Here is a 15670-nt window from a genome sequence, read left to right on the forward strand (position 1 = left end):
CGTGGTTAGCGTGGCGGGATGGGACGGCGAATCGGCGTGGGGGCTTTCCTGGCCGCCGGTGCGCTCCTCGCCGTTCCCGGCACGGCCTCGGCGCACGGGATCACCGGCACCGGGCCGTCCGTGGCGAGCTTCCTCCGAGCCGGCTTCGAGCACATGCTGCTCGGCTGGGATCACCTGCTGTTCGTCGCCGGGGTCCTGATCCTTGCCGGGGAGGTCCGCCGGGCGGTGGCGCTGATCTCGCTGTTCGCCCTCGGGCACAGCACGACGCTCGTCGTGGCGGCGCTCGCCGGGTGGCGGGTCGACGCGTTGCTCGTCGACGTGGTGATCGCGTTGAGCGTGGTGTTCGTGGGGGTGGCCGGGCTGCTGGGCGGGCCGCGGCGGTGGCGGTGGTTCGCGGCGGTGGTGTTCGGGTTCGGGCTGATTCATGGGCTCGGTCTGGCGACCCGGTTGCAGGAGCTGGGGCTGCCCCGCGATGGGCTGTTGGCGCGGGTGTTGCTGTTCAACGTCGGGGTCGAGGCCGGTCAGCTGGTCGCGATCATCGGCGTGCTGGTCCTGGCGGGGGTGGCAGGCCGTCGGCCGGCGCGGTGGGCGCCACGATGGCGGCTGACCTCGGCAGGGCCGGGGGCGGCGCAGCCGGGGCCGGGGGCGGGCGCGGCGCAGCCGGCCGGGTGGCGGCCGATCGGGTGGCGGCCGGTCGGGCAGGTCGGGCTGGTGGCTGCCGGGTTGATCGCGGTGTGGCTGATCGCGGTGTCCTGGGTGGACCAGCGGAACGCCGGGGCGGCGTTCGCCGCGAGCGGCTGCCGGATGGGCGACCGGTCGGAGCTGCTCTGGGCGGCTCCCGCCGCGGCGGTCCCGAAACGCTTCTACGGCCCGGACGAGACGGCGCCGGACGATGCGCTCGCTTACGTCGTCGCCGAAGGTTACGTCGTCGTCGAATACAGCCCGCGGCTCACCGACCGACAGGTCGGAAGGCTCCGGGAGTTCATCACCGCACGGGACCGGATCGCGGCCGGGGCTGCCGAAGGCCAGACCGAGCCGCTCAAGGCCGTGACCAGCTACGGCACGCTGACCTGCCCGCGGTTCGACCTGGCGGCGCTGGGCTACTTCGTCGACCGGTGGTCGGCGGACCCCCGGTCTCGCCCGTATCAGTAGCCGGTGTGCGCCAGCTCCGCGTGGTGGGTGGCGCCGGGATGGCTGGCCGGGTCGACGTGCACGGTGGCACTGACCAGGTGTGGGACGGCATGCGTGAGCCGGTGCTCGGCGCGGGCGGCGATGCTGTGTGCGGCGGCGAGCGTCAGGTCCGCGTCGGCGACGATCTCGGCCTCGGCGTGCAGCCGGTGACCGATCCAGCGCAGTCGCACGGCGGCGACGTCTCGCACCCCCGGCACGCCCCGGAGCGCGGTCTCCGCGGCGTCGACCAACGCCGGGTCGACGGCGTCGAGCAGGCGGGCGAACACCTCTTTGGCGGCGTCCTTGAGCACCATGACGATCGCCGCGGTGATCGCCAGCCCGACCACCGGGTCGGCCCAGCCCCAGCCCAGCCACGCACCACCAGCGGCGGCCAGCACCGCGAGTGAGGTGAAGCCGTCGGTCCGGGCGTGCAGCCCGTCGGCGACCAGCGCGGCCGAGCCGATCCGGCGCCCGACCCGGATCCGGTACCGCGCGACCACCTCGTTGCCCGCGAACCCGATCAGGCCCGCCACGGCGACGGCGCCCACGTGCGTCATCGTCGCCGGGTGCAGGAGCCGGTCGATCGCGGTCCAGCCGGCGAGGATGGCCGATGACGCGATCGTGAGCACCACGGCCAGCCCGGCCAGATCCTCGGCCCGGCCGAAGCCGTACGTGAACCGCCGGGTGGCGGCTCGTCGCCCGAGCAGGAACGCGATGCCCAGCGGCACGGCGGTCAACGCGTCCGCGACGTTGTGCAGCGTGTCGCCGAGCAACGCCACCGACCCCGACGCGACGACGACCACCGCCTGGGCAGCGGCGGTCGAGCCGAGCAGGACCAACGAGATCCACAGCGTGCGCAGGCCTTCCCGGGACGCCTCGAGTGCGGCGTCCAGCTTGTCTGCGGTGTCGTGCGAGTGCCCGTGGTGGGAGCCGGACATGGTCGTCCTCCGCTTCGCCGTTCCAGCCACCACCGTAGCCGCGAACCCGCCGAGGGGACTACGTTGCAAAAGCCTCTGACCTGCAAGAACAAACCCCTCGCCGGGTGGGGGCCGTCAGTAGGGCTGGGGCTGGCCGGGGGTCACCGTCGGCGGCGATTCGGGGTGCGTCGTGAGGGCCGCCGCGAGCGCCTGCTGCGCCTCCAGGACCGCCGGCCGCAAGGTCTGCCAGCTCCGGCCGACGGTGATGCCCTCGCTCTCCATGTCGACGGCTGCGATCAAATCCTGGAGGAGGCCGCTGATCCGGAGGGCCCAGTCCCGGCGCGATTCGCCTGCGGCGGTTCCGACGAGCGCGTCCCACCGACCGACGATGCCGACGAGACCGGCGCGGATCGGCGGCCAGACCACGGTGCGATCGGCAGCCGCCGTCGTGTTCAACACCGGCGGCAGCCGGCTCTCGGTCGCCGCCAGCGTCTCCCCGCGCAGTTCCTGTGCCTCGCGGTCCCAGGCCGACCGTCGTTGCGACCGGGAGACCAGCAGGCCGCCGACGACCAGCGCGGCCACGATCACGACCAGGAGGCACACCAGCGGGCCGACCCCGATGCCGTCGTCCTCCGCCGCAGCGGCCGCGGACTGCTCGGCCGAGGGCTCGTCGGGGGTGGGCTCTTCGGCCGCGGGTTCCTCCGCCGCGGGTTGCTCCGCCGCGGGTTGCGAGGCCGCGGGCTCCTCGCCTGCGGGCTGCGAGTCGCCGGGCTGCGATTCCCCGGGCCGGATCTCGGCCGGCCGAGACTGCTCTGCGGGCGGCTGCTCGTCCGGCGACGCCGCGAGCGGTGGCCGAGTAGATTCCGCCGGCGCCTCCGGTTCGTCCGCGGGCGTGCTCCGATCCAGGTCGAAGCTGCGGGTGGGCCGCGGGCTCTCCGCCTGCTCGTTGTCGGCGGGTTCGCTCCGCGCCGTCGATGTCGGGCGGTCGGTGGTGCGCGGTGTGGTTTCCCCGTCCGCGCAGGCGGCCGGCCCTAGGGCGAATACGGCCACGACGATCGCGATACCCACTGCACGCCGCATCCGCAGCTCCTACTCGTCGGAGTGGTCGCTGCGACCGTAAGGACGACAGGGGGCCGGTGACATCGCTCGGAGCGAGTGACTCGCACCGGCGGATCGCCCGTCGCCCGACTCCGCCGCCCGGTCGAACGGGTCAACGCAGAGATCAACTCATCCTCCGAACGTCGGGGGATGCAGACGTAAGTCGCGGGTGCAGCGACCAAAGTCCGTCGCGGCGCGACCGCGACAACGGCGATCTTGGGAACCCGTCGCGAAGTCCACCGGGAGCGTCTTGTGCTGCGTTGCACCCGAAAGGGCTGGGCCGGGGGGCCGGCGCTCGGCTTGTTCCTTCTTGCGCCCCTGATCGGCGAGTACCTGCACGGCAACATGTCAGTGACCGCCTTGCCGTGGCTTGTGCTCACCGCGCCGCTCTACGGCGGTGGCGCGCTGCTGGTCCGGGAAGCCGCCCGCCGCACCCGGCGAGGCTGGCCGACGGTCTTCCTGCTTGGTCTGGCCTACGCGGTATTCGAGGAAGGACTGGTGACGCACACCCTGTTCAACCCTTCCTACTTCGGTTACCCGCTGCTGAGCTGGGCGCGTCTTCCTGTGGTGGAGATGGGTGCATGGTGGACGATTTTTGTTCTCACTTTGCATGTCGTATGGAGCATCAGCGCATCGATCGCACTGGCTGAAGCGCTTGTCCCTCACCGGGCGGCGGAGCCGTGGCTGAGCAACCGCGGGATAGTCGTTATCGGCATCGTGTTCGTCCTGGGCGCCGCGACGAACTGGCTGGCCACGTACGATCTCGAGCAATTCGTACCGGCCGCCGAGCAGCTGACCGGTACGGCGGTCACGGTGGTGCTGCTCGTCGTCGCCGCGTTCAGGGTCGCCGGGCGGCGACACAGCCCGATCGGATGGCGGAGCCCGATCGGGCGAGCGGCACCGTCTCCGGGGTGGGTCGCGACGACCGCTTTCGTCATGACCAGCGTGTTCATCGTGCTCGGTTGGTTCCCCGGCTGGCCGACTGTGGCGGTTTACCTAGGCCTCTACCTGATCGGCTGGTTGCTGCTCCGCCGCTGGACCCGACGGCCCGGGTGGAGCGGGCGCCACGTGCTCGCGCTGACCGGCGGCGCACTGGCGACCTACGCCTGGTACGCGTTCCCGTCGCGGCCCTTGGTGGGTGCGGCCGGCCCCGTCGATACCGCCGGGAACGTTCTGTTCGCCCTTGGCCTTGTTGGGCTGCTCTGGCACGCGAGACGAGCAACCAGCATGTCCGCGCCCGCGCCAGAATGGCTGTCATGAGCCTCTGGTTGCGCCTATTGATCGGCGGTGCGGTGGGAGTGCTCGGCGTCGCCGTCTATGTCGTCGCCAGGACCTTCCTGGAGACGTCGAAGAAGCCTAACGTCTTCGCGCTCGCGGGGATCGCCGTCGCCGGCATGCTTCTCGCGGGTTTCGGCGGCTGGATCATCGGTCCCGTGTCGGTGGACGAATGGGTGCAGTGGACGTTCGTCGGCGCAGCGGCCACGGTATGCGTCGGCTGCATGGTTGCCCTCGGTAGGGGCCGTCTCTCGAGTACCCCGGCGCTGATCGCAGCCTATCTTGGCGGGCTCTCGGCCGGCTTGCTGGCGCTTCAGCTCACGATCGACCTGCTCACCGACTAGTCCCGTCAGGCCCTCAGAGTGCGCTGGGATCTGTCACGTCGTGCCGCGGACGAGTAGATGCGGGCTGAGCACTACGGGTGGCGGCAACTCACCCGCCAGGAGCTGATCGAGTTGGGCCACCGCGAGCTCGCCGAGCCGCCGCTTGTCGAGGTGGAGCGTGGTGAGCGGTGGCTCGATCAGTTCGCCGATGCTCAGACCGTCGAAACCGACGATCGCGCACTCCGCCGGAATGGCCACGCCGAGCCGACGCGCCGCTTGGAACGCACCCACGGCGACGAGGTCGTTGAAAGCGATCATCGCGGTCATCGCGGGGTGCCTGGTCCGTAGCGTCTCGAATGCTATGCCTCCGCCGGCCATCGACTCCTCGGCGACGAAGACCCAATTGTCGTCGATCGGCAGGCGGTGCGCGCGAGAGACGTCGAGGAAGGTTCGGCTCCGTACGGCGGGGTCGCAGTAGGAAACGCAGTCGATCATGCCGATGTGCCGGTGTCCTCGGCTGATCAGGTGCTCGAGACCGGCCCGGATGCCTGCCTCGCTATCGATTCGCACCACCGCGTGGATCCCCGTGTCCGGTGCCCGGTCGACGATGGCCAGCGGCACCCCGGCGACGTACGGCTCCAGTTCGGCGTCGGTATGGCTGAAGTACCCGACGAGGGCGTCGACCTGCTGGCCGAGTGACCGCAGCAGCGTCAGCTCGCGCGGGCGGTTGCCCTCGGTACTGGCGACGACGACCTGCCAATCCCGGGCGCCGGCCGCTTCGATGACTCCGGCGATGAACTCCGGATAGAACGGGTTGACCACGTCCGGGACAACGAGGCCGATCGTCACCACGTCGGGCCGGACGAGCCCGCGGCCGAACCGGCTGGGCCGGTAGCGCAGCTCGCGTGCGACGTCGAGCACGCGACGCTGGGTTTCCGGATCGATCTCCCCCTTGCCGTTGATCGCCCGCGAGACGGTCTGGTGCGAAACGCCGGCCGCCCTGGCGACGTCCCGGAGAGTGACCCGCTTGTCGGCGCCCGCCGTCTTCTCTGCCACCACGCCCTCACTCAATCACGACCGACACGACCTCGGCGATTGACGTCTGTCGGGCCATACGTCAGACTGCCGTTACCGTTCACGTTAACGGTAACGGGGACGTGCCGGCGAAGCGCTGCCCCGATTCGAGGAGGGACTGTGACTGCATCGAAGCATCCGCTTCCGCCCGGAACTCACCTCATGTTCCGTGCGGTGTTCGACGACTGGCAGACGCGAGCCGGGGTCCGGTCCGCGCTGCCGGACGCCCCTGTCGTCCCTGACGATCCGCAGCATCGCCGAGCCGTTCGGCGCCGGCTACACGTCTGGACGGTGCGGCTTAGGCGCGTCGTCGCCCGGAGGAGCCGTCCCGAACGCCGAGCCGTCGATCAGCGGTGGGCCCAGCCGTAGCCGCACCTGAGCGTCTTGGGCTCGGTGACCGGGACACACCCCCAGGTCCTGGCGCACTCGATCGCGACCTCGAGGGCAAACCCCGCCCGGGTGAGGCCGCGCAGAAGTCGGTGCGGTCTCGCTCGGATGCGCTATCTGGCCCCCTCTGTGTCAGCCCGCGACCAGCGTTGGCCGTTCTAGGCCGGGTATCGGCGGGTCCGGGGAGTGACTTTCGAAGCGTCGACGTCGTGAGTCGCCCGTTCCGGGGTACTCGCTTCCGGCGTGCGACCCGCCGTGCAACAGTGATCCGCGTGGCTGATGATGCGGGCGCCCTCCTCGGCCGCCGTGAGGAGTGCAACGCGCTCGACCGGCTCGTCGCGGACGTCGCCGGGGGCACGAGCCGGGTCTTGGTCGTGCGGGGTGAGGCAGGCGCAGGCAAGAGCGCGCTGCTGCGCTACCTGATCGCCCGCACGGAGCCCTGGTGCCTGCTGAGCGCCGCGGGCGTCGAATCGGAGCTGGAGCTTGCCTACAGCGGCCTGCACCAGCTCTGCATGCCGCTGGCCGACGGCATCCCGAGCCTGCCCGCCCCGCAGCGGACCGCGCTGGGAATCGTCTTCGGAATGGACTCTGGCCCCGCCCCCGACCGGTTCCTCGTCGGTCTGGGCGTGCTCTCACTGCTGGCCGGGGCCGCGGACCGGCAACCGGTGCTCTGCGTGATCGACGATGCCCAGTGGCTGGACCGGGCCAGCGCCCAAATCCTCGCGTTCGTCGCGAGGCGCCTGCTCGCCGAGCGGGTGGCGGTGGTCGGCGCAGTACGTACCGGCGCCGGGCACGACGTCCTGGCCGAGTTGCCCAACCTGTACGTCGACGGGCTGACCGACGCCGACGCCCACGTCCTGCTCCGGCGGAGCTTCCCGGGCGGCCTCGACCCGGCCGTCCGGCACCAGATCGTCGCCGAGAGCCGCGGCAACCCGCTCGCCCTGCTCGAGCTGCCGCGGACGTGGCGGGCCGCTGATCTCGCCGGCGGCTTCGGGCTGCCGGAGGGCCGGACGGTGGCCGGCCGCATCGAGCAGAGCTACGTCCACCGCCTGCGCGAACTGCCCGCCGATACCCGACTGCTGGTGCTCACCGCCGCCGCCGAGCCGCTCGGCGACCCGGTGCGCCTGCACGACGCCACGCGGGTCCTCGGCGTCGACCCGGCGGCGAGCGTGCCTGCCGCCGACGCCGGTCTTATGGAGATCCACGAGCGGGTGCGGTTCGCGCACCCGCTCGTGCGGTCCGCTGCCTATCGCGCCGCATCCACGGCCGACCGGCACCGCGTCCACCGGGCACTAGCGGACGTGACGGACATCGAGACGGATCCGGATCGCCGGGCCTGGCACCGGGCGCGGGCGGCATTCGCGCCGGACGAGGACGTGGCAGCCGAGCTCGAGCGGTCGGCCGGCCGGGCCCAGTCCCGCGGCGGCGTGGCCGCCGCGGCGGCCTTTCTGACGAGCGCGGCGCAGCTGACGCCGGAGCGGAGCGCACGGCTGCGGCGGACGCTCGACGCGGCGTTCGCACACGTCGCAGCGGGGGAAATCGACACCACCCGCTCGCTGCTCGCCACCGTGGAGGATGGACCGGCCGACGAGTGGCACCAGGCGCGCCTCGACCTGCTCCGCGCCCGACTGGCCTTCGCCTCCAGCCGCGGTAAGGAGGCGACACCGCTGTTGCTGGCTGCCGCCCGCCGCCTCGAGCCGCTCGACCCTCGGCTGGCGCGGGAGACCTACCTGGACGCGCTGATGACCGGCTGGATCGGCTCCCGGCTCAACGAGGGGGTGACCGCGGCGACGGCGGCCGTCGCCGCCCGCACCGCGCCGCCGCCCGATCAGCCCACCCCCGGAGACTTGCTGCTGGCGGCATACACCGCACTGACCGCCGACTTCGCCGAGGCGGTGCCGGCGTGCCGGGCCGCCATCCAGGCGCTGCGCGAGGACACGACCCCACCGGAGCAACAACTGCGCTGGCTCTGGGAGGGCGCGTTGTTGGCCGTCTCGCTCCGGGACGAGGAGAGCTGGGACCTGCTCTCCGAGCGGCACCTCCGGGCGGCCCGGCGGGTGGGCGCCCTCCAGGAGTTGCCGTTCATCCTCGGCTGTCGAGGGCCGCTGCTGATGTACCGCGGCGAGCTCTCGGCCGCCTGGGCACTGGCCGAAGAGAACAACGCGATCAACGAGGTGATCGGGATCAAGATCACCGCGTACGGCGCGGGGTGTGTGGCGGCGGCCCGCGGCGACGAGCCGCTCGCGCGGGCACTGATCGCCGACGCGCTCCGCAGCGCGGAAGCCGCCGACGAGGGCTCCGGCATCGGTCTCGCGGAGTCCTGGCACGCGCTGCTCTGCAACGGCCTCGGCCGGTACGACGAGGCGCTGACCGCCGCCCTCCGCAGTACCGCCAATCCGAACGAGCTGTCCCCCCACGCCTACGGGCTACCCGAGCTGGTGGAGGCAGCGAGCAGAACCGGCCGCCTCGACGTCGCCCAAGAGGCCCTCGACCGGCTCTCCACCCAGACCCGCGCGAGCGGCACCGCGTGGGCGCTCGGAGTGGAGGCGCGGGCGCGGGCGCTGGTCACCGGCGACGAGGAGCACTACCGCGCGGCGATCGACTGCCTGAGCCGCACGGGCGCCCGCGCGGACCTGGCCCGCACCTACCTGGTGTACGGCGAGTGGCTGCGGCGGGAGAGCCGCCGGACGGACGCCAAGCGGGAGCTGGGCGTCGCGTTCGAGATGCTCAGCACGATCGGGATGGCCGGGTTCGCCGAGCGCGCCCGCCGGGAGCTGACGACGGTCGGCGCCTCGGTCCGGAAACGCGAGACGGCGACGACGCCGACGACGCTGACCGCCCAGGAGACGCAGATCGCGCGGTTGGCCCAGGCAGGCCTGTCGAACCCCGAGATCGGCGCCCAGCTGTTCCTGAGTGCGCGGACCATCGAATGGCACCTGCGCAAGGTCTTCGGGAAGCTCGGCATCACCTCCCGCCGTCAGCTGCGCGGGGTACGCCTCCCGTAACAAAAGACCAGGGACTCTCCCTGGGTCGTCCGACGCCCGGCGGCGTCAGGCTGGATCCCATGGATCTCAAGCTGGAAGTCATTGTCATTCCCGTCTCCGACGTCGACAACATCGAAGCGGCCCGCGCCGAGCTGGTCGGCAACGACGACGCTCGCGGAGTTGCTACGCGAAGCCGAGGAGCACCACGGCGCGTACGAGGCCGTCGCACCTGCTGCGCACCACTGGTCGGACTGGTACTCGGCGTACATCGTCGCCAGGGCCGCCGACCGCACGCCCGACGAGGCGATCGCCGAGGCGGGCAGGCACATGGAAGCCGCGTTGTCGTGACCGACTTCGACGTGATCGTCGTCGGCGGCGAATGCTCGTACTACGCCTGCGTCCCGTCGAAGTCGCTGCGACCCGGCGAGGCCGTGCAAGAGCGGTGGCTCGCGAACACGAGGATCGCGGCGGAGATCCGCGGCGCTCGACGGGCCGAGGCGGGAGCGTCATGACCCGCATCAAGACCGCCGAGACTCCGGGCGCCGCCTCCGCAGCGCCCATGGCCGATCCGGCGCCTGCGGCCGCGGGGGCCCTGCTTGCGCTGCGGAGCGGCGCGGGGGCCGCGGTGGTAGCGGCGACCGTGCTGGCCTCGATGGTGAGCTTCCTCGACGCCAACGTGGTCAATGTCGCGGTCCCGGCGATCGGCCGCGACCTCGGCGCGGCCGTCGTCGGCGTGCAGTGGGTGCTGACCGGTTACCTCCTGGCCGTCACCGCGCTGCTGCTGCTCTCCGGGGCGCTGGCCGACCGGTTCGGGCGGCGCCGGATCCTCGTGATCGGGCTGCTGGTGATGCTGGCCGCCTCGATCTTGTGTGCGGTGGCACCCTCGGTCGGAGCGTTAATCGCCGCGCGCGTCCTGCAGGGCGCCGGTTCGGCGCTCGTCGTCCCGACCAGCCTCGCGCTGCTCAACGGCGCGCTGCGGGTACCGGACCGCGCCCGGGGCATCGGGGTGTGGGCGGCGATCTCCACCGTTGGTACGACGCTCGGCCCCTACGCCGGCGGCTGGCTGATCGACCACGCGTCCTGGCGCACGGTGTTCCTGGTCAACGTTCCGCTGATCGCCGCGGGCCTGGTCGTGCTGCGGTTCGTACCGGAGAACCCTTCCGCGCGGCGGCCCCTCTCGCTCGACTGGGCCGGTGTCCTGCTGGCGGTCGTCGGACTGGGCGGCACGATCTACGCGCTGACCGAGGCATCGTCCTCCGGCTGGGGCACCGCGCGGGTGCTCGTACCGGGCGTGCTCGGGCTCGTCGCGCTGGCCGCGCTGGTACCGGCCGAGCGGCGGGTGCGCGCCCCGATGCTGCGCCTCTCGCTGTTCCGCTCCCGCCAATTCGACGCGATCAACGTCGCGACCGTGCTGTTCTACGGCGCGCTGGCCGCGGCGGGTTACCTACTGATCCTGCAGTGCCAGCTGGAGCTGGGGTATTCGGCGGCCGCCGCCGGTGCGGCGCTGGTGCCGTCGTCGGCGGTGTTCCTCGCGGTGTCCCCTCTGAGTGGGGCGCTGGTTGCCCGGCTCGGTCCACGGAGGCTGATGGTCGCCGGGATGCTGGTCGTCGGCGTCTCGATCGGGTGGCTGGGCTGGGCGGTGCCCGGCTCGTCCTACGCGGCGGTGATCCTGCCGTGCGCGCTGCTGTGGGGCCTCGGCATCGGGCTGGCGGTGGCTCCGCTGACTGCGGCGGTGCTCGCGGCGGTCGCCGACGCCGACCTCGGTGAGGCGTCCGCGGTCAACGACGCCGCGTCCCGGCTCGGCGGCCTGCTGGCGATCGCCGCGGTGCCGGTGCTCGTGGGCGTCGGTGGCGGCGCCGGGCTCGGGGCCGCGCTCGTCGACGGCTACCGGCCCGCGATGGTCGCGCTCGCCGCCGTGTGCGGTGTCGCGGCGCTGGTCACCTCGGTCTTCGTCACTGACCGGCGGCCGGCGGTCCCGGCACCGCGGGTCGTCCCGGCCGCACCGCACCACGGCTGCGCGCCGCCGCTCTCCACGTCGTCGGCCAAGGAGTTGATATGAGCCTGTTGGACAAGCAGACCGTCGTCCTCATCGGAGGAAGTTCCGGCATCGGGCTGGAGACCACCCGGCTGGCCCGCGCCGCCGCGGACGTCGCGGCAGTTGCGGCGGCGAACCTCGCGCCGGTCCGCCTCAACCTGATCGCCGCCGGGCTCGTCGACACGGCCAACACCGCGCTGACCGGCGTCACGTACGACATCGACGGCGGCCAGCAGTTCGTGCGGGCATGAACGATCTGCTAGCCCTGGCCGTCGACGCTCACGGGGGCTTGCCGCGCTGGCAGGAGCTCTCCCGGTTCCGGGCATCGGTGTCGGTCACCGGGATCGTCCAGCTGGACGCCGTGACGGTGGAGGGTGAGACCAGGGAACAGCGCGTTCTACTCAGCCCGTTCCCGCTGCCCGGCTGGTACGGCACGTGGGAACCGCACCGGCAGACGCTGTCGACCACCAGCGGAGTGCCGACGGCGGAGCGCCGCGAGCCGCTGGTGGCCTTCGCCGGGCGTACCGACCCCTCCCGCTGGGACGACCTGCAGGTGGCCTACTTCGTGGCATTGTCGGTGTGGAATTACCTGGTCACGCCGTTCGTGCTGGTCCGCTCGGACTTCCTCACCGAGGAGATCTCGCCGTGGCCGGAGGAGGGGCAGACCTGGCGCCGGTTGTTGGTCACGTACCCGGACAGCGTCGCGGCGCACTGCCGGCAGCAGATCTACTGTTTTGATGACGCCGGGCTGCTGCGGCGTCTGGACTACACAATGGATCTTCTCGGCGGTGGCCCGGCAGTGCAGTACCCGGCGGCATACCGTGCTTTCGACGGGATCCAGGTGCCGACGCGGCGCCTGGTGCACGTCCGGAACCCCGACGGCGGCATCGACCGGCAGGCCGTCGCAGTGGCGATCGAAGTGGAGGCCGTCGCGTGGAGCTGACCGGCGCCGTCGCGCTGGTTACCGGAGTCGACACCGGCCCCGGATCGGCCGCCGCCCGTCTACTGGCCACCGCAGGGGCAGCGGTCGCGCTCGTGGCCGGCCGCCGGGACCGGCTCGACGAGCTCGCCGCGATGATCGATCACACGGTCCTCGTCGTCCAAGCCGACGTGGCCAAGCAGCCGGAGGCGGTCAGCGCCGTCGAGCGCACGGTTGCGCAGTTCGGCCGGTTGGACATCGTCGTGCTGGTGGGCAGGGTGCCGGAGATGCTCCACGTCGCGCACGCCGCGCTGTTGTACCTGGCGCGCGCCGCCGCCGACTCCCCGCGCGGGGTCGCGGACCTGATCGCACTGGACGGGACGCCCGAGGCCGCCGAGCTAGCCGACTCACTTCGCCGCGACCTCTCCGACCACGGCGTGCGAGTCAGCGCCATCGCTCCCACCGAAGCGCAGCTTGCGATAGCGCTCGCCGTCACAGGTCAATAACCCGCAGCGAGCCCGTTCACGCTACGGAGACGAGTGGGCGGGCGGGGGCTTCCGGCTCGTGCGCCGACGTCCCCTACTCCGTGAAGACGTCGCGCAGTTGCCGTCGGGAGTTGACACCCATCTTGGTGAAGATATTGCGGAGGTGCCATTCGATCGTGCGCGGGCTGAGGAAGAGTCGTTCGCCGATCTCCGGGTTGGTGAAGCCGTCGCGGACGAATCTCGCGATCTGGCGTTCTTGTTCCGTGAGCTCCTTACCGGGCGTGGCCTCGATCGTTCGCCTACGTACCTTTTCGCCGCAGGCGATCAGCTCCCGGCGGGCGCGCTCGGCGAATGCGTTCATCCCGATCGACGTGAACATCTCGTACGCGGTGCGCAACTGCTCGCGCGCTTCGACGCGCTGACGCCGACGTCGCAGCCATTCGCCGTACAGAAGGTGGGCTCGGGCCAGATCGGGGCGCATCTGCGTACGACTCAGGCGCTCGACCGCTTCCCGATAGAGTTCCGCCGCAGTGGTTTCGTCGGCGACCAATGCTCGGTTGCGGGCTTCGAGGCCTCTGGCGTAGTCGGTGTCGAAAGGCTTGGTCGTCTCAACGAGCCGTTCGAGGGCGTCTCGCGCAACCTCGATCTCGTCGGCACGGCTGGCGGCCTCGACGAGTTCCGGCAGGACCCACGTGGAGCCGAAGGGGTTCCACCTCTCCTCGGCGGCCAGCGCCGATCGCATCGCATCCGTGTAGCGGGTATGGCCGTTATGGAGGATCGCTCCCGCCCAGTGCGCGGCCGTCACCGCCGAGCCGAACCCCGTAGCCGCAGCGTTTGTGAGCGCGGTCTTCATCAGCTCCTGCGTTTCGGCCTCCTCGCCGCGGAGGGAGAGCAGATGCAGTCTGGTGTACGGCGGGATGGGGCTCCTCGTCGCTGCCGCGACCGTCTCACTCTCCGCCATGATGGCGGCGGCCTCCGCGAAATCACCGACCCAGGTGAGCGCGTATCCGAGCGCGGTCAGGTGGTACGGCAGCATCTGGAGGGCACCGGCGTCGCGGACGAGGCGCACCTGACGTGTGCAGACGTTCCGCATACCCTCGATATCCCAGATCGCCGGGGTGGCGCCTTGGGCTAGCCACCCCCACCGGATGACATCGGCAGTGGCCATGCGGGCGACCGCCTTTGCGGCCTCTTGCAGGGTCGCGGCGGCCGCCGCGCGACCTTCCGTGACGAGCAGCGCCACCCCGTCGAGAAGTAAGTCCATCGCAGTGCCGCTGTCCGTCGCAGGCAGGCTCCGCGCGGCTCGTCCGACCGCGACGATACTGTCCCGGTCTCCGGCAACGTCAGCGGTGCCCCACGCATGCAGGCACGCCTCCCGCGCCAACTCTGGATGCGTGGACGCGAGCTGCTCGGCGGCGTTCAACAGCAGGGGGATCGCCGTAGCGGGTGCGCCGGCGGCGAAGGCGACCCGACCCTTCAGCAGACCGGCCCGTCCACTCTGCGCACTGTCGAGCGTTGCGGTGTCCAGCGACCCCAGGATCCGGCGCGCATCGTCGAGGTGACCGGCTCCGAGGCTCGCGTCCGCGGCCGCCAGCATCCGGTTGGTCCGTCGGGATGGCTCGCCGGTTAGGGCCACCGACCGGTGGAGGAACGCGGCGGCCGCCGCGAGCCCGCTGCGGGCCTGGGCGAGTTCCGCGGAACGCTCGAGTTCCGCGGCGAGGGCCTCGTCCGGCTCGGCTGACGCCGCCGCGAGATGCCAGGCGCGCCGGTCGGGTGCCGTTTCGGCGTCCGTAACCTCCGCCAGCACCCGGTGCGCCGCCCGGCGCTTCTCGGCAGCCGCGGCACGGTAGACGGCCGACCGCACAAGTGGAAGGCGGAAGGTCACACGATCGGTGATCGTGAGGAGTTCGTCCACTTCGCCGGCGGCGGATGAGACCCCGAGCCGTTCGGCGGCCCGGAGCACCAGGTCCGGGTCACCGACGGGTTCTGCGGCGGCCACCACCAACAGCATCCGGGCCGACTCCGACAGGGCCTCGACTCGGCTGAGGAGGCTCTCCTCGATTCGGCCCGGCGGGGTCTCCGCGTTGAGCAGACCGCGGCCCCCAGCGAGCTGTGTTCGGCTCAGCCCATACGAGAGTTCGATCAGCGCGAGGGGATTACCCTGGCTCTCCGCGACGATCCGATCGCGAATGCCCCGGTCGAGCGACGCTTGCGTGACCGAGTCAAGCAAGGCATGGGCGTCGGTGGGGCGCAGGCCGGTGATCTCCATCTGCTCGAGGCCACGCAGCTCCGGTCCCGGTTCACGGGTGCCGAACAGCAGGCCGATCGATTCGGCGAGCAGCCGCCTGCCGACGTAGCCGAAAACCTGCACCGAGGCGCGGTCGAGCCACTGCGCGTCATCGATCAGGCACAGCAGAGGCCCGTTCTCCGAGGCGCTCGAGAGAAGGTCCAGCGCGGCCAGACTGACCAGGAACAAATCTGGCGGAGCCCCCGCACGCATTCCGAACACCGTCTCGAGCGCCTCGCGGCGGTGGTCGGGAAGATGCTCCAGCCGGTCAAGGAGCGGCTGGCACAACAGATGGACGCCGGCGAAGGCCAACTCCATCTCGGATTCGATACCGACGGCACGCAGGACCCGCAGGTCTGCAGCCTCGCGTTGGGCGTACTGGAGCAATGCAGACTTGCCTACGCCTGCCGGGCCGTGCAGGACAAGGACATGACTCTCGCCTCCGCGCACCGCTGTGACCATTCGGTCGAGACGGGCACGTTCGGTCTGCCTGTCGATGAGGGTGGTCATCCGACGAGGCCTTCGGGCAAGCCACCGAGCGCCCGACGCCGAGAATCGATACAGGGGGAGGTGTGAATCGGGGCTACCGCTACTGCGTACATCTCACGTCCCCCGCACGTGTTACGCGATTTCACGCGCTGACGCCGGGTGGCCAAACGCCATCGAGCAGCGGCACGTACGGCCGGATCCAGCGCAGGTCGTGCGCCTCGCGGAAG

General features: G+C 71.4%; 14 protein-coding genes. 10 read left to right on the top strand and 4 right to left on the bottom strand.

What is annotated here, in order from left to right; all coding sequences use genetic code 11:
• The first annotated feature begins 18 nt into the window (after positions 1-18).
• Positions 19-1152, top strand: a complete 1134-nt coding sequence (locus BUB75_RS15760; protein WP_073257804.1) for a HupE/UreJ family protein — start codon at positions 19-21, stop codon at positions 1150-1152.
• On the opposite strand, the gene BUB75_RS15765 is transcribed toward BUB75_RS15760, so the two are convergent.
• Together BUB75_RS15765 and BUB75_RS46245 are read right to left on the bottom strand one after the other, a co-directional pair.
• Complete coding sequence (locus BUB75_RS15765; protein WP_084741234.1) at positions 1146-2108, bottom strand: cation diffusion facilitator family transporter; 963 nt, start codon at positions 2106-2108, stop codon at positions 1146-1148. The genes BUB75_RS15760 and BUB75_RS15765 overlap by 7 nt on opposite strands.
• Positions 2109-2222: 114 nt before the next feature.
• Complete coding sequence (locus BUB75_RS46245; RefSeq protein ID WP_178379874.1) at positions 2223-3167, bottom strand: hypothetical protein; 945 nt, start codon at positions 3165-3167, stop codon at positions 2223-2225.
• Positions 3168-3437: 270 nt separating this feature from the next.
• Here BUB75_RS46245 and BUB75_RS15775 point away from each other — a divergent pair, with 270 nt between their 5' ends.
• Both BUB75_RS15775 and BUB75_RS15780 read left to right on the top strand, forming a co-directional pair.
• Positions 3438-4445, top strand: a complete 1008-nt coding sequence (locus BUB75_RS15775) for a hypothetical protein (protein ID WP_143175233.1) — start codon at positions 3438-3440, stop codon at positions 4443-4445.
• Positions 4442-4804, top strand: a complete 363-nt coding sequence (locus BUB75_RS15780) for a hypothetical protein (protein WP_143175234.1) — start codon at positions 4442-4444, stop codon at positions 4802-4804. The genes BUB75_RS15775 and BUB75_RS15780 overlap by 4 nt, the downstream gene beginning before the upstream one ends.
• Before the next feature lie 33 nt (positions 4805-4837).
• Here the strand turns inward: BUB75_RS15780 and BUB75_RS15785 are convergent, their stop codons facing one another.
• Positions 4838-5839, bottom strand: a complete 1002-nt coding sequence (locus BUB75_RS15785; RefSeq protein WP_073258449.1) for a LacI family DNA-binding transcriptional regulator — start codon at positions 5837-5839, stop codon at positions 4838-4840.
• A gap of 677 nt (positions 5840-6516) precedes the next feature.
• Here BUB75_RS15785 and BUB75_RS15790 point away from each other — a divergent pair.
• The 7 genes from BUB75_RS15790 (at position 6517) to BUB75_RS15815 (ending at position 12688) form a co-directional block, all read left to right on the top strand.
• A complete protein-coding gene (locus tag BUB75_RS15790; RefSeq protein ID WP_073258451.1) occupies positions 6517-9249 on the top strand; it encodes an AAA family ATPase in 2733 nt (910 codons plus the stop codon).
• Positions 9250-9330: 81 nt separating this feature from the next.
• Complete coding sequence (locus tag BUB75_RS15795; RefSeq protein WP_218617542.1) at positions 9331-9576, top strand: hypothetical protein; 246 nt, start codon at positions 9331-9333, stop codon at positions 9574-9576.
• On the top strand, positions 9573-9740 hold the full coding sequence (locus BUB75_RS46250; RefSeq protein WP_178379875.1) for a hypothetical protein: 168 nt from the start codon (positions 9573-9575) through the stop codon (positions 9738-9740). Before BUB75_RS15795 ends, BUB75_RS46250 begins: the two co-directional genes overlap by 4 nt.
• A complete protein-coding gene (locus tag BUB75_RS15800) occupies positions 9737-11287 on the top strand; it encodes a DHA2 family efflux MFS transporter permease subunit (RefSeq protein WP_178379876.1) in 1551 nt (516 codons plus the stop codon). The genes BUB75_RS46250 and BUB75_RS15800 overlap by 4 nt, the downstream gene beginning before the upstream one ends.
• Complete coding sequence (locus BUB75_RS48845) at positions 11284-11514, top strand: hypothetical protein (RefSeq protein ID WP_073257814.1); 231 nt, start codon at positions 11284-11286, stop codon at positions 11512-11514. Before BUB75_RS15800 ends, BUB75_RS48845 begins: the two co-directional genes overlap by 4 nt.
• Positions 11511-12206, top strand: a complete 696-nt coding sequence (locus BUB75_RS46255) for a hypothetical protein (protein WP_073257816.1) — start codon at positions 11511-11513, stop codon at positions 12204-12206. The genes BUB75_RS48845 and BUB75_RS46255 overlap by 4 nt, the downstream gene beginning before the upstream one ends.
• Complete coding sequence (locus BUB75_RS15815) at positions 12197-12688, top strand: SDR family NAD(P)-dependent oxidoreductase (RefSeq protein ID WP_073257818.1); 492 nt, start codon at positions 12197-12199, stop codon at positions 12686-12688. The genes BUB75_RS46255 and BUB75_RS15815 overlap by 10 nt, the downstream gene beginning before the upstream one ends.
• Positions 12689-12761: 73 nt before the next feature.
• On the opposite strand, the gene BUB75_RS15820 is transcribed toward BUB75_RS15815, so the two are convergent.
• Complete coding sequence (locus BUB75_RS15820; RefSeq protein WP_073257820.1) at positions 12762-15464, bottom strand: helix-turn-helix transcriptional regulator; 2703 nt, start codon at positions 15462-15464, stop codon at positions 12762-12764.
• Between the last annotated feature and the right edge of the window lie 206 nt (positions 15465-15670).

It is taken from the genome of Cryptosporangium aurantiacum, assembly GCF_900143005.1.
In the GTDB taxonomy this organism is placed as follows: domain Bacteria; phylum Actinomycetota; class Actinomycetes; order Mycobacteriales; family Cryptosporangiaceae; genus Cryptosporangium; species Cryptosporangium aurantiacum.